4 protein-coding genes are annotated in these 14,807 nt (G+C 62.4%); 1 reads left to right on the top strand and 3 read right to left on the bottom strand.

Annotated features, from left to right (window positions below):
- Positions 1-7 precede the first annotated feature (7 nt).
- The 3 genes from BLR26_RS22885 to BLR26_RS22875 are packed head-to-tail and all read right to left on the bottom strand — an operon-like array spanning position 8 to position 4,935.
- Positions 8-1,363 (bottom strand): HlyD family type I secretion periplasmic adaptor subunit, encoded by a 1,356-nt coding sequence (locus BLR26_RS22885; RefSeq protein WP_093385864.1) that lies wholly within the window; start codon positions 1,361-1,363, stop codon positions 8-10.
- Positions 1,364-1,373: 10 nt separating this feature from the next.
- Entirely contained in the window at positions 1,374-3,521 is a 2,148-nt protein-coding gene (locus BLR26_RS22880) for a type I secretion system permease/ATPase (RefSeq protein WP_371128686.1), read from the bottom strand.
- Between the two features lie 40 nt (positions 3,522-3,561).
- Entirely contained in the window at positions 3,562-4,935 is a 1,374-nt protein-coding gene (locus BLR26_RS22875) for a TolC family outer membrane protein (protein WP_045193386.1), read from the bottom strand.
- 520 nt (positions 4,936-5,455) lie between these two features.
- Here BLR26_RS22875 and BLR26_RS22870 point away from each other — a divergent pair.
- On the top strand, positions 5,456-14,797 hold the full coding sequence (locus BLR26_RS22870) for a retention module-containing protein (protein WP_093385859.1): 9,342 nt from the start codon (positions 5,456-5,458) through the stop codon (positions 14,795-14,797).
- Positions 14,798-14,807: the final 10 nt, after the last annotated feature.

The following is a 14,807-nucleotide window of genomic DNA, read 5'->3' as shown; positions in this document are numbered from 1 at the left end:
GAGCGCCTCAGCGTTCGCGCATGGCTTCGGTACGTGCCTTGAGCACCGGCTTGAGCAGGTAATCGAGCACGCTCTTGTGGCCGGTGATGATATCCACCGTGGCAGTCATGCCGGGGATGATCAAAAGCGGTTTGTTATCACCACCCAGGTGGTTCTTGTCGGTGCGCACCTGGATCAGGTAAAAGGCGTTGCCCTTGTCGTCGGTGACGGTGTCGGCGCTGATCAGTTCGAGCTTGGCCTTCAGGCCGCCGTAGATGGTGTAGTCGTAGGCGCTGAACTTGACCATCGCCGACTGCCCGGGGTGCAGGAAGGCGACATCTTGCGGGCGCACCTTGGCCTCGATCAGCAGGTTGTCTTCCAGCGGCACGATCTCCAGCAGGTCACTGCCGGGCTGGACCACGCCGCCGATGGTGTTGACCTTGAGCAGCTTGATGATCCCGTGCACCGGCGAAACCACGGTGGTGCGGGTTACCCGGTCATCGATGGCAATGCTTGAGGCGGTGATCTTCGACAGGTCGGTGCGTTTTTCGTTGAGCTCCTTGGCCGCCTCTGAGCGAAACCCGGCTTCGGACTCTTCGATCTTGCTCTTGATCTCGGCCACCGCCGCTTCGGCGCGCGGGATTGCCAGGCTGGTGGCGTTGAGCGAGCCGCGGGCCTCAACGGCGCTGCGCTTGAGGCGCAGAATCTCCACCGGTGAGATCGCCCCGGTGCCAACCAGCGGCGTCGACATGTTCAGTTCCTGCTGCAACAGCGCCAAGGCCGAGCGGTACTGCTCGACCTTGGAGCGAAATTCGGCCAGTTCCTGGGTTTTTTGCCGCAGTTGCTCGTTGAGGGTCTGCTTTTCGCTGCTTAGCCGGCGCTGGCGCGACTGGTACAGCGAGAGTTCGTCTTCGGCCACTTGTGGCGCCTTGCTGCGTACTTCTTCGGAGAGCTGGAACGGCCGGCCTTCGGCCTCGGCAGAAAGGCGCTCGACCTGGGCGGTGAGGGCAAAGCGGTCGGCTTCGCTCTCGCCCTTGTTGGAGAGAAAACGCGTGTCGTCCAGGCGCAGCAGGGTATCGCCCTTGTTCACCATCTGCCCTTCACGGACGAAGATCTCGGTGACGATGCCGCCTTCAAGGTTCTGGATCACCTGGACCTTGCTCGACGGAATGGCCTTGCCTTCGCCCATGGTCACTTCATCGAGCACGGCGAACTTGGCCCACAGCAGCGCCACCAGCAACAGCCCCGCGGCCAGCCACACGGTGATCCGCGACAGACGCGGCGAGTCCTGCAGGGTGGCGCCGGCCACATCGGGCATGAACTCGCGTTCGGCGGTCTTGCCGAAACTCTGGAAGTAGCTGCGCAGGCCTTGGCTTACGGACATGAATGACCCCCTAGAGTGCCGCGCCAACGCGGCCTTTGCGCAGTGCATCGATGACCGCTTCCTTCGGCCCGTCGGCAACGATCTTGCCGTTGTCCAGTACCAGCAGCCGGTCGACCAGGCTGAGCATCGAGGTGCGGTGGGTGACCAGCAGCAGGGTTTTGCCCTGCACCCAGCCATGCAGGCGCTGGCGCAGCTGGTCTTCGCTGCTGTTGTCCATGTGGCTGGTGGGTTCGTCGAGGATCATGATCGGCGGTTCGAGCAACATCGCCCGGGCCAGCAGCACGGCCTGGCGCTGGCCGCCGGAAAGCAGCTGGCCGCGCTCGCCGACCGGGCGGTCGAAGCCTTGCGGGTGCTGGCGGGCCAGCTCGCTGACGCCGGTCAGCTCGGCCACTTCAAGCATGCGCGCGTCACTCACATAGCGCGCGCCAAGGGTCAGGTTGTCGCGCAGGCTGCCGGCCAGCAGCGGCAGGTCATGAGCGACGTAGCCCAGTTGGTGGCGCAGGTCGGCGATGTCCAGTTGGCGCAGGTCGAGGTTGTCGAGCAGGATCTGCCCTTCGTCCGGGGCATAGAACCCCATCAACAGGCGCGCCAGGGTGCTCTTGCCCGAGCCGCTGCGGCCGATGATGCCGATGCGTTCGCCCGGCTTGACGCTGAAGCTGATGTCATTGAGGGCGGCAGCGTTCTGGCCGTGGTAGCGAAAGCTCACATGGCTGACGTCGAGGCCGCCGTGCAACTGGGTGCGCTCCAGCGGTTGCTGGCCGGCCTGGCGCTCCTGCGGCAGGGCCATCAGCGCGTCGGTGCTGCGCATGGTCAGCTGTGCCTGCTGGTAGCGGGTGATCAGCCCGGCGATTTGCCCGAGCGGTGCCAGCACCCGGCTGCCGAGCATGTAGCTGGCAACCAGGGCGCCGACACTGAGGTTGCCGGCAATGATGCTGTAGACCCCGGCAACGATGGTGGCCATGCCGCAGAACTGCTGGATGAACAGCGTGCCGTTGGTGGCCAGTGCCGACAGGTTGCGGGCGTGGGCGTCGAGGCGGGTGAGGGCGCCGTGGGTGCTTTCCCACTGGTACTGGCGCTCGCTTTCGGCGCTGCAGGCCTTGAGGGTTTCCAGGCCGCCGAGGGTTTCGATCAGCAGCGCCTGGCGCACCGCGCCCAGGGCCAGGCTTTTTTGCACGGTATCGCGCAGCCGCACCTGGATGAACAGGGCAAAGAAAATGGTCACCGGGAAGGCAATCAGCGGGATCACCACCAGCCAGCCACCGAGCAGGCCGATCACCGCCAGCATCAGCACCACGAAGGGCAGGTCGATAATGCTGGTCAGGGTCACGGCGGTAAGGAATTCACGCAGGCCCTGGAAGTCATGAATGCTCTGGGCAAAGCCGCCAACCGTGGCCGGCCGGGCTTTCATCGACATGCCGGTGATGCGTTCGAACAGGGTGGCGGAAAGAATCAGGTCGGTCTTTTTCCCGGCCTGGTCGAGCAGGTGGGCGCGGACCACGCGCAGGGTCAATTCGAACAGGGTGCCGATCAGCAGGCCGGCGCTCAGTACCCACAGCGTCGAGGTAGCCTGGTTGGGCACCACGCGGTCGTAGGTCTGCATGACGAACAGGGGCACCATCAGCCCCAGCAGGTTGATCAGCAGGCTGGCGAGAATGGCGTCGCTATAGAGCCAGCGTGAGAGTTTGAGGGTGTCGCGAAACCAGGCGTTGACCCGTGGCATCAACGGCGCACGCAGGTCTTCGAGTTCATGGCGGGGGCGGGCGAACAGCGCCTCGCCGGCGTAGGCTTGCAGCAGTTCTTCGCGGCTGACCCACTGCTCGCCGCCTTCGGCTTCACAGGGCAGGATCAGCGCCCGGCCGTCATCGCCCCAACGCCGCAGCACCGCGCAGCGGCCGTCCTTGAGCAGCAACAGCACCGGCAGGTTGAGCGCCGAGATCGCTCCCAGCTCACGCCGCAGGATCCGCGCCTGCAAACCGGCCCGTGCCGCTGCCCGGGGCAGCAGTTCAAGGCTCAGGCGTTGCTCGGGCAGCGGCAGGCCGGCACTCAGGCCGGCGCGACTGACAGTGCAACCATGCAGCTTGCAAAGGATCAGCAAGCCATCGAGTAGCGGGTCATCGAAACTCTGGCGCGGATCTATTGCCGAGCTCGCAGGTTGCATGCTGGTCACAGTCGCCTACTCCTGCCGCAGTTGGAGGGGTTTAGCGCATATCGGGCAGGCGCGCCTCGCTCTTCACTTCGCTCTTGGCGATCGCCTCGGGTGGCAGCGAGATGCGCTGCTTGTTCAGCAGTTCACCCATGTTGGCCAGTACCCGGTACATGGAGAACTCTTCGGTGTAGCGCACTTCGGTGTAGCGGCGGTTGGCGTTGTACAACTCGTTTTCACTGTCGAGCAAATCGAGCAGGGTGCGTTGGCCGAGGCCGAACTGGTCCTGATAAGCGGCGCGCACACGGGTGGTGGTCTCGGCGTACTCGCGGGCCGCCGGCAGTTGCACGCGGGCGTTGTTCATGGCGTTCCACGACAGCGACAGGTCTTCGGTCAGCTGGCGCAGGGCGTTGTTGCGGATGTCCATGGCCTGGTTGATCTTGTGCGCATCGGACTGCAGGCGGGCCTTGTCGCTGCCGCCGCGAAACAGGTTGTAGCTGAGCTCGACACCGGCCTGCCAGTCGTTGTTGTCGTGGCCGACCTGACCTGCAGTGTTGTTGTTGGCACCGGTTGCCAATACTGCGTCAATACGCGGGTAGAACGGCGACTTGGCCACTTCGTATTGCTGCTCGGCCGCATTGACGTCGGCCTGGGCGGATTTCAGGTAAGGGTTGTTTTCGAGCATGTCCTGGCGTGCAGCAGCCAGGTCAGCAGGCACTTCACCCTTGATGGTCACCGGGGTTTCCAGCTCATCGGGCTGGCGACCGACGACGCTATAGAACCTGGCCTCGGCATCGGCCAGGTCGACCTCGGCGGTGTACAGGTTGTTCTCGGCCAGGGCGCGACGGGCGGTGGACTGGTCGCGGTCGGCATTGCTGCCGACCCCGCGCTCACTGCGCAGGCCGATCTGGTCGTTGACCCGCAGGTGCGCCTGCAGGTTGTTCTTGGCCAGGGTTACCAGCTCGCGGCGTTTGAGCACTTCAAGGTACACCTCGACGGTACTCAGGGCGACGGACTGGGCGGTGGCCTGGGTGTAGTAGGCCCGCGAGTTCACCACTGCCTCGGTACGGCCGACTTCGTTGGCGGTGTTGAAGCCGTCGAAGAGCATCTGCCGCAGGCGCAGGTCGGACTGGGTGTAGGTCAGTGTCTCTTTATTATGATTACGCGTGCCGTCGGCATTGAAGCCACGGGTATTGGTGTTGTCGGAGCGTTGTCGACCGTAACCGGCCACCAGGTCGACGGTGGGGAAGTAACCGCCTCGGGCGAACTTCACGTCTTCATCGGCCGACAGCCGGCTGTTTTTGCTGGAGCCGATTTCCGGGTGGTAATCCACGGCGCTTTGCACAGCCTCATTAAGTGACATCGCCTGGGCATTGGCACATGCCATGGCCAACAGAATTGCGCTGGTGATGGGGGTCAAAACGCGCATGGGTTACTTCTCCCTGATTTCTAATAATGGTCCTGCGATTCGTCAAAAAAGTGACGAAAACCTGAGGTCAAACCGTATCAGGCTTGTAACAACAGAGCTAAGAACATTTACGCGCGAAGCTAAGAAGATTTTTTCATAAGAGTTATGCGAAAAAAAACTTATGCGGTCTAAGAAATCCGAGACATTGTTCATATCAGGCAGCCCGTGGAATCAGCGCTAGGGTGCATTTTTTCGGGCGTCAGAGAAAGTTCCCGTGTTTTTGCAGCAGAGGGCATGGATGTAGCGGAGGGGATGGAGGCGGGGCGAAGTTTGGCGACAAATTTTTGGCAGGTGTCACTAGGCCACTTCGCTCAATCACTTTCACCGCAGCTCTGGCAGGCGAAGTCATTGATTTCATTGAAATCATCTCGCACTCCAGGGCTGTTTTAGCGTTGGCCCGGGTTAATTCCGCCGGGCTGGCCACGCGATAGTTCAGCGCACGTTGCTGCAATCAACCGATTTGCAGTGGAGGAGTGCGCTCATGGCTAAGTTAATCGGTGTCGTCAGCAAGGTGGTGGGCGAAGTCTTCGCTGTAGGCAGCGATGGCAGCCGCCGGCCGCTGATCGAGGGCGACAAGGTATATGCCGGCGAGCAGCTGGACACAGGCCTTGCTGGCGCAGTCGCCGTCCACCTGCAAAACGGTGCCGAACTGACCCTCGGCCGTGACAGCAATCTGACCCTGACCCCTGAGCTGCTGGCGGATCGCGCGCCGCATGTTGATACACCGGAGTCGCAGACCCCCAGCCAGGCGCAACTGTCTGATGTCGAGAAACTCCAGCAAGCCATCGCTGCGGGTGCCGACCCGAGCCAGGACGCCGACCCCACTGCAGCCGGGCCAAGCACTGGCGGTGCAACGGGGGCACTGGGCGGCGGGCATACCTTCGTGATCCTCAACGAGGTGGCCGGGCGCGTTGATCCGCAGATCGGCTTTCCCACTGCAGGCTTCAACGGCTTTCCCGAGTTGCCGCAGCTGGACGTCGGCCTGATCAACAACAATGACGAAGCCCCGCCAGTGCCGGTGATCGACAACCCGGTCAGCCTCGAAGGGCTTGCCGTCGAGGGCGGCGAGCTGTCGTTGAACGAGGCCAATCTACCCCAGGGCTCGGCCAGCAATCCGGCGGCCCTGACCCAGGCGGGCAGTTTTACCGTGCAGGCACCCGATGGGGTGTTCAACCTTAACGTCGGCGGCATCAATGTGGTCACCGCCGGTGCGGTGACCGGCATCGGCCAGTCGATCACCACTGGCCTGGGCAATTTGCTGACCATTACCGGCTATGACCCTGCCACTGGCGTGGTCAGCTACAGCTACACCCTCAACGATGCCGAAACCCACCCCAGTGGCGCGGGTGCCAACGGGCTTGGTGAAAGCATCGCGGTACTGGTCAGTGATACCGACGGCGACGTAGCCACTGGCTCGCTGGATGTCACAGTGATTGACGACGTACCGCGGGCAGTGGCCGATAGCAATGCCGTCACCGCCACCGAGAACCAGCTGACCCTGACCGGCAACGTGCTGACCAATGACGTGCAAGGCGCAGACCGGGTACCAACCGGGCCGATTACCGCCGGCACCTTCGTCGGTACCTACGGCACTTTGGTGCTGGCCGCCGACGGTTCCTACACCTATACGCTGAATACTGCCGATCCGGATTTCATCAATCTGCATGGCGGTGGTAATGGCGTCGAGACCTTCACCTACACCCTCACCGATGCCGACGGTGATGTTTCCAGCGCCAATCTGGTGCTCAACGTCAGCAACCTCAATGACCCGGTGGAACTCAACGGGCTGAGCATCAATGGCGGCGAGCTGGTGCTGTTCGAGAAGAACCTGGCAGCTGGCAGCAGCCCTGATGCGGCGGCACTGACCCAGAGTGGAACCTTCACCGTGACCGCCGCCGACGGCCTGCAATCGCTGACGGTGGGCGGTATCAATGTGATCAGTGCCGGGGTGGTCAATGGCTTCCCGCAATCACTCACCACGGCCCTGGGCAACACCCTGACCATCAACGGTTTTAACCCGGCCACCGGGGAGGTCACCTACAGCTACACCCTCAATGGCAGCGAAGCGCATGCCGCCGGCAATGGCAGCAACTCACTGGGCGAGAGTTTCAACGTGGTTGCCACCGATACCGATGGCAGCAGCGCGAGCATGAGTATCGATGTTTCCATCGTCGACGACGTGCCGAACGCGGCGGCAGATACCAACGCCGTCACCGCCACCGAGAACCAGCTGACCCTGACCGGCAACGTGCTGACCAACGATGTGCAGGGCGCGGACCGTGTGCCAACCGGGCCGATCACCGCCGGCACCTTCGTCGGCACCTACGGCACCTTGGTACTGGCCGCTGACGGTTCCTACACCTACACGCTGAACACTGCCGATCCGGACTTCTTCAACCTGCATGGCGGCGGTAACGGGGTCGAGACCTTTACCTACACCCTGACCGATGCTGATGGCGATGTGTCCACCGCCAACCTGGTGCTCAACGTCACCAACCTCAACGATCCGGTGACCCTCAATGGCTTGAACGTTGAAGGCGGCGAGCTGACGGTTTTCGAGAAGAACCTTGGCGACGGCAGCAACCCGGATACGCCAGCGCTGACGCAAACTGGCAGCTTCACGGTGACCGCGCTGGACGGTGTGCAAACCCTGACCGTCGGTGGCATTACCGTGGTCAGTGGCGGCGTGGCCAGCGGCTTCCCGCAATCGGCCACCACGGCGCTGGGCAATACCTTGACCATCACCGGTTATGACGCCTCGACCGGCGTGGTGACCTACAGCTACACCCTGCTCGACAACGAGGCCCACCCGAACGCCAACGGCACCAACAGCCTGGGCGAGAGCTTCACGGTCAGTGTGACGGACACCGACGGCAGCACTGCCAGCGGGTCCATCGATGTGAATATCGTCGACGACGTGCCGACCGCGGCAGGCGATACCAACGCCGTTACCGCTACTGAGAACCAGCTGACCCTGACCGGTAACGTGCTGACCAACGACGTGCAGGGTGCGGACCGTGTACCCACGGGGCCAATTACTGCAGGCACCTTCGTCGGCACCTACGGCACCTTGGTGCTGGCAGCCGATGGTTCCTACACCTACACGCTGAACACTGCCGATCCGGACTTCTTCAACCTGCATGGCGGCGGTAACGGGGTCGAGACCTTTACTTACACCCTGACCGATGCTGATGGTGACGTATCCACCGCCAACCTGGTGCTCAATGTCACCAACCTCAACGATCCGGTGACCCTCAACGGCTTGAACGTTGAAGGCGGCGAGCTGACTGTTTTCGAGAAGAACCTTGGCGATGGCAGCAACCCGGATACGCCAGCGCTGACGCAAACTGGCAGCTTCACGGTGACCGCGCTGGACGGTGTGCAAACCCTGACCGTCGGTGGCATCACCGTGGTCAGCGGCGGCGTGGCCAACGGCTTCCCGCAATCGGCAACCACCGCCCTGGGCAATACCCTGACCATCACCGGTTATGACGCCTCGACCGGTGTGGTGACCTACAGCTACACCTTGCTCGACAACGAAGCCCACCCGAACGCCAACGGCACCAACAGCCTGGGCGAGAGCTTCACGGTCAGTGTGACGGACACCGACGGCAGCACTGCCAGCGGGTCCATCGATGTGAATATCGTCGACGACGTGCCGACCGCGGCAGGCGATACCAACGCCGTTACCGCTACCGAGAACCAGCTGATCCTGACCGGTAATGTGTTGACCAACGATGTGCAGGGTGCGGACCGTGTACCCACGGGGCCAATTACTGCAGGCACCTTCGTCGGCACCTACGGCACCTTGGTGCTGGCCGCTGACGGTTCCTACACCTACACGCTGAACACTGCCGATCCGGACTTCTTCAACCTGCATGGCGGCGGTAACGGGGTCGAGACCTTTACTTACACCCTGACCGATGCTGATGGCGATGTGTCCACCGCCAACCTGGTGCTCAACGTCACCAACCTCAACGATCCGGTGACCCTCAACGGCTTGAACGTTGAAGGCGGCGAGCTGACTGTTTTCGAGAAGAACCTTGGCGACGGCAGCAACCCGGATACGCCAGCGCTGGCGCAAACTGGCAGCTTCACGGTGACCGCGCTGGACGGTGTGCAAACCCTGACCGTCGGTGGCATTACCGTGGTCAGCGGCGGGGTGGCCAGCGGCTTCCCGCAATCGGCAACCTCCGCACTGGGCAACACCCTGACCATCACCGGTTATGACGCCTCGACCGGTGTGGTGACCTACAGCTACACCTTGCTCGACAACGAAGCCCACCCGAACGCCAACGGCACCAACAGCCTGGGCGAGAGCTTCACGGTCAGTGTGACGGACACCGACGGCAGCACTGCCAGCGGGTCCATCGATGTGAATATCGTCGACGACGTGCCGACCGCGGCAGGCGATACCAACGCCGTTACCGCTACCGAGAACCAGCTGACCCTGACCGGCAACGTGCTGACCAACGACGTGCAGGGTGCGGACCGTGTACCCACGGGGCCAATTACTGCAGGCACCTTCGTCGGCACCTACGGCACATTGGTGCTGGCCGCTGACGGTTCCTACACCTACACGCTGAACACTGCCGATCCGGACTTCTTCAACCTGCATGGCGGCGGTAACGGGGTCGAGACCTTTACCTACACCCTGACCGATGCTGATGGTGACGTATCCACCGCCAACCTGGTGCTCAATGTCACTAACCTCAACGATCCGGTGACCCTCAACGGCTTGAACGTTGAAGGCGGCGAGCTGACGGTTTTCGAGAAGAACCTCGGCGACGGCAGCAACCCGGATACGCCAGCACTGACGCAAACTGGCAGCTTCACGGTGACCGCGCTGGACGGTGTGCAAACCCTGACCGTCGGTGGCATTACCGTGGTCAGTGGCGGCGTGGCCAGCGGCTTCCCGCAATCGGCGACCACCGCCCTGGGCAACACCTTGACCATCACCGGTTATGACGCCTCGACCGGCGTGGTGACCTACAGCTACACCTTGCTCGATAACGAGAACCATCCGACAGCCAATGGCGCCAACAGCCTCAACGAAAGCTTTACCGTAACGGCTACGGACACCGATGGCAGCACTGCCAGCGGGTCCATCGATGTGAACATCGTCGACGACGTACCGACCGCGGCGGGCGATACCAATGCCGTCACCGCCACCGAGAACCAGCTGACCCTGACCGGCAACGTGCTGACCAACGATGTGCAGGGCGCGGACCGTGTGCCAACCGGGCCGATCACCCCCGGCACCTTCGTCGGCACCTACGGCACATTGGTACTGGCCGCTGACGGTTCCTACACCTACACCCTCGATCCTACCGACGCAGACTTCAAAAACCTGCACGGTGGCGGCAATGGCACCGAGACATTCACTTACACCCTGAAGGACGCCGACGGCGACATCAGCACCGCCAACTTGGTGCTCAACGTCACCAACCTCAACGACCCGGTGACCCTCAACGGCCTGAATGTCAACGGCGGCGAGCTGACCGTTTTCGAGAAGAATCTTGGCGACGGCAGCAACCCGAATATCCCGGCCCTGACCCAGAGCGCGAGCTTTACCGTCACCGCCCCGGACGGCCTGCAGACTCTGACCGTCGGTGGCATCACCGTGGTCAGTGGCGGGGTGGCCAACGGCTTCCCGCAATCGGCAACCACCGCCCTGGGCAATACCCTGACCATCACCGGCTACAACCCGGCCACCGGCGTGGTGACCTATAGCTACACCTTGCTCGATAACGAGAACCATCCGACGGCCAATGGTGCCAACAGCCTCAACGAAAGCTTTACCGTAACCGCTACCGACACCGATGGCAGCACTGCCAGCGGGTCCATCGATGTGAACATCGTCGACGACGTACCGACCGCGGCGGGCGATACCAATGCCGTCACCGCCACCGAGAACCAGCTGACCCTGACCGGCAACGTGCTGACCAACGATGTGCAGGGCGCGGACCGTGTGCCAACCGGGCCAATTACTGCCGGCACCTTCGTCGGCACCTACGGGACATTGGTACTGGCCGCTGACGGTTCCTACACCTACACCCTCGATCCTACCGACGCAGACTTCAAAAACCTGCACGGTGGCGGCAATGGCACCGAGACATTCACTTACACCCTGAAGGACGCCGACGGCGACATCAGCACCGCCAACTTGGTGCTCAACGTCACCAACCTCAACGACCCGGTGACCCTCAACGGCCTGAATGTCAACGGCGGCGAGCTGACCGTTTTCGAGAAGAATCTTGGCGACGGCAGCAACCCGAATATTCCGGCCCTGACCCAGAGCGCGAGCTTTACCGTCACCGCCCCGGACGGCCTGCAGACTCTGACCGTCGGTGGCATCACCGTGGTCAGCGGCGGCGTGGCCAGCGGCTTCCCGCAATCGGCAACCACCGCACTGGGCAACACCCTGACCATCACCGGCTACAACCCGGCCACCGGCGTGGTGACCTACAGCTACACCTTGCTCGATAACGAGAACCATCCGACGGCCAATGGTGCCAACAGCCTCAACGAAAGCTTTACGGTAACCGCCACCGACACCGACGGCAGCACCGCCAGCGGTTCGATCGACGTCAATATCGTCGATGACCTGCCGAGCGCTGTTAACGACACCAACGCAGTTACGGCCACTGAGGTACAGCTGACCCTCACCGGCAATGTGCTGACCAACGACGTACAGGGCGCCGACCGCGTAACCGGGCCGATCACCGCTGGCACCTTTGTCGGTACCTACGGCACCCTGGTGCTGGCCGCCGACGGTTCCTACACCTACACCCTGAACCCCAACGATACGGACTTCATCAACCTGCACGGCGGTGGCACAGGTGTCGATACTTTCACCTACACCTTGCGCGATGCCGATGGCGACACCAGCACAGCGACGCTCAAGCTCAATGTCAGCAACCTGGACAACCCGGTCACCATTGACGGCCTGAACGTCAACGGTGGCGAGCTGACCGTCTACGAGAAGAACCTCGGCGACGGCACCAGCCCGGACTCTCCGGCCCTGACCCAGAGCGGCACCTTCACCGTGACGGCCCCTGACGGGCTGCAAAGCCTGACCGTCGGTGGCATCAGCGTGGTCAGTGGCGGGGTGGTCAACGGCTTCCCACAGAGCGGGACTACGCCGCTGGGTAACTCGATCACCATCACCGGTTACAACCCGGCCACCGGGGTGGTCAGTTACACCTACACCTTGCTCGACAACGAAAACCACCCGAACGCCAATGGCATCAACAACCTCAACGAGAGTATCAATGTCGTCGCCACCGACACCGATGGCAGCTCCGCCAACGCGACGATCGATGTGAAGATTGTCGACGACGTACCGAATGCAGTCGGGGCAGAACGCTCGGTGACTCCGGGGCAGGTGGACTCCAACCTGCTGCTGGTGATCGATGTGTCCGGCAGTATGAATGAGGCGTCCGGCGTGCCGGGGCTGACGCGTATGCAACTGGCCAAGCAGGCGATCAATGCCTTGCTCGACAAGTACGATGAAATGGGCGATGTAAAGGTCCAACTGGTGACCTTCTCTACCGGGGCCAACCAGCCTTCAACTGTGTGGGTGACCGTCGACCAGGCCAAGGCTATCGTCAACGGCCTCAGCGCGGGTGGTTCGACCTATTACGATTCAGCGATTACCTCGGCGCAGTCGGCCTACACCACCGGAGGTAAAATCACCGGTGCGCAAAATATCGTGTACTTCTTCTCCGACGGCGCACCTACGTCGGGGCACGCGATTACCGCGCCGCGCGAAGTTGAATGGGAGGGTTTCCTCGACAGTAATGGGATCAAGTCCTACGCGATCGGTCTGGGCAGTGGCGTCAATGCCGGTAACCTCAACCCGTTGTCCTACGACGGTAGTACCCACACCGACACCAATGCCACGGTGGTCACCGACCTCAACCAGCTCAACTCGGTGCTGTCTGGCACCGTCCAGGGCGCACCGATCACTGGCAGTCTGATGAGTGGCGGCCAGTTCGGCGCTGATGGCGGCTTTATCAAGTCGCTGGTTATCGATGGCACTACCTACACCTACGATCCGAAGGGCAACGGCGGTGCGGGCTCTTATGCCACCAGCGGTGCGGCGGACCGGGGTACTTTCGATACCGGCACCAACAGCATTACCGTGAAGACGGCGATCGGCGGCAGCATCGTGGTCAACATGGATACCGGCGACTTTACCTACACGCCGCCCAAGGACACCGGCAGCGGCCAGGTCGAGCAGATCGGCTTCGTCGCCAGTGACAACGATGGCGATACCGCCAGTGCCAACCTGGTGATCAATGTCTACGCCAATACCGCGCCAGTGGCCGGGGCCGACCATGTCATCAGCAACATTCTGTCGAGCAGCATCACCGTGCCCGCCGAAGCCTTGCTGGCCAATGACAGCGATGCCAACCATGACCGCCTGAGCGTGCCTTCGACGACCACCTTCGATACCGGCTGGGCGGCAAAAGGGGCAGGCTTTACCGTGGGCAGCGGTACACCGCCGACGGTTGTCTTCAACGGTACCAACAACACCGGCGCCAACCAGCTGCGGGACCTGCCGCGCAGTGCCTTCAGAGGCCCGGCCGATGCCATGACGGCGGCACTGGTTGTCAGCGGCTACCTGGGGGCTGTAACCACGGCCAATGCCAACGATGAGGACCTGTTGACCGTTACCCTGAAAAAAGGCGAGACGCTGACCCTCGATCACAACCTGGCAGCGGGCAACATCCTGATGGAATGGAAAGACGAGAGCGGCAGCTATCAAACCATCGCCGACGGCGGCTCTTTCACCGCCAGCCATGCCGGCGTCTACAGCATCCACCTGGTCAACCTCACCAACTCGTCAGGCAGCAACACCAACGCGGCTGAAAACTACGCGCTGACCATGACTGTCGACTATTCCAACGCCCAGAACGAAACCGCCTACGGCACCTATACCGTCAGCGACGGGCATGGTGGCAGCAGCACCGGCAATGTCGACATCGTTTATCAGGAGGGCAATACCCTCACCGGTACCAGCGGTGACGATACCCTGCTGGCCGGCGCCGGCAACGATACCCTCAATGCAGGTGCGGGCAACGATGTGTTGATCGGCGGGGATGGCAACGACTTCCTCTACGGCGGTGATGGCAATGACCTGTTGATCGGTGGTGCCGGCAACGACCTGCTCGACGGTGGCGCGGGTATTGACACCGCCAGCTACGCCAGCGCCGGCAGCGCGGTGACGGTCAATCTGAGCACGGTCGGAGCGCAGAACACCGGGGGTGCCGGCACCGACACCCTGGTGGCGATCGAAAACCTGATCGGCTCGGACTACAACGACAACCTGACCGGTAACGACAACGCCAACGTGCTCAACGGCGGCCTGGGCAACGACACCCTGATCGGCGGTGGCGGTGATGATGTGCTGATCGGCGGCCCGGGCAACAACACCCTGACTGGCGGCACGGGTAGCGATACCTTCCTGTACCAGCAGGGCAACACCGGGCACGACGTGGTCACCGACTTCACCCCGGGCACCGATCGTCTGGACCTGTCGCAACTGTTGCAGGGTGAGAATGCAACGACAGCGTCGCTGGATGACTACCTGCACTTCAAGGTCACCGGCAGTGGCGCCAGCGTGGTGTCGACCATCGAGGTCAGCTCGGTGGCAGGTGCGGCGCCGACCCAGACCATCGACCTGGCAGGGGTGAACCTGGCCCAGCACTATGGTGTGACGGCAGGTGCGGGCGGGGTGATTGCGGCAGGGCAGGACACGGCGACGATCATCAACGGCATGCTCAACGATCATTCGTTGAAGGTGGATACCGTATAGGCCTGTTGCT

The organism is Pseudomonas sp. UC 17F4 (assembly GCF_900101695.1).
In the GTDB taxonomy this organism is placed as follows: Bacteria; Pseudomonadota; Gammaproteobacteria; order Pseudomonadales; family Pseudomonadaceae; genus Aquipseudomonas.
Note: the sequence above shows the minus strand (reverse complement) of the source record. Positions and strands in the feature narration are given on the sequence as shown.

Bases quoted from the DNA above. Each gene is read 5' to 3' on its own strand.
- BLR26_RS22885 (WP_093385864.1), bottom strand. From the start codon at position 1,363: ATGTCCGTAAGCCAAGGCCTGCGCAGCTACTTCCAGAGTTTCGGCAAG.
- BLR26_RS22880 (WP_371128686.1), bottom strand. From the start codon at position 3,521: ATGCAACCTGCGAGCTCGGCAATAGATCCGCGCCAGAGTTTCGATGAC.
- BLR26_RS22875 (WP_045193386.1), bottom strand. From the start codon at position 4,935: ATGCGCGTTTTGACCCCCATCACCAGCGCAATTCTGTTGGCCATGGCA.
- BLR26_RS22870 (WP_093385859.1), top strand. From the start codon at position 5,456: ATGGCTAAGTTAATCGGTGTCGTCAGCAAGGTGGTGGGCGAAGTCTTC.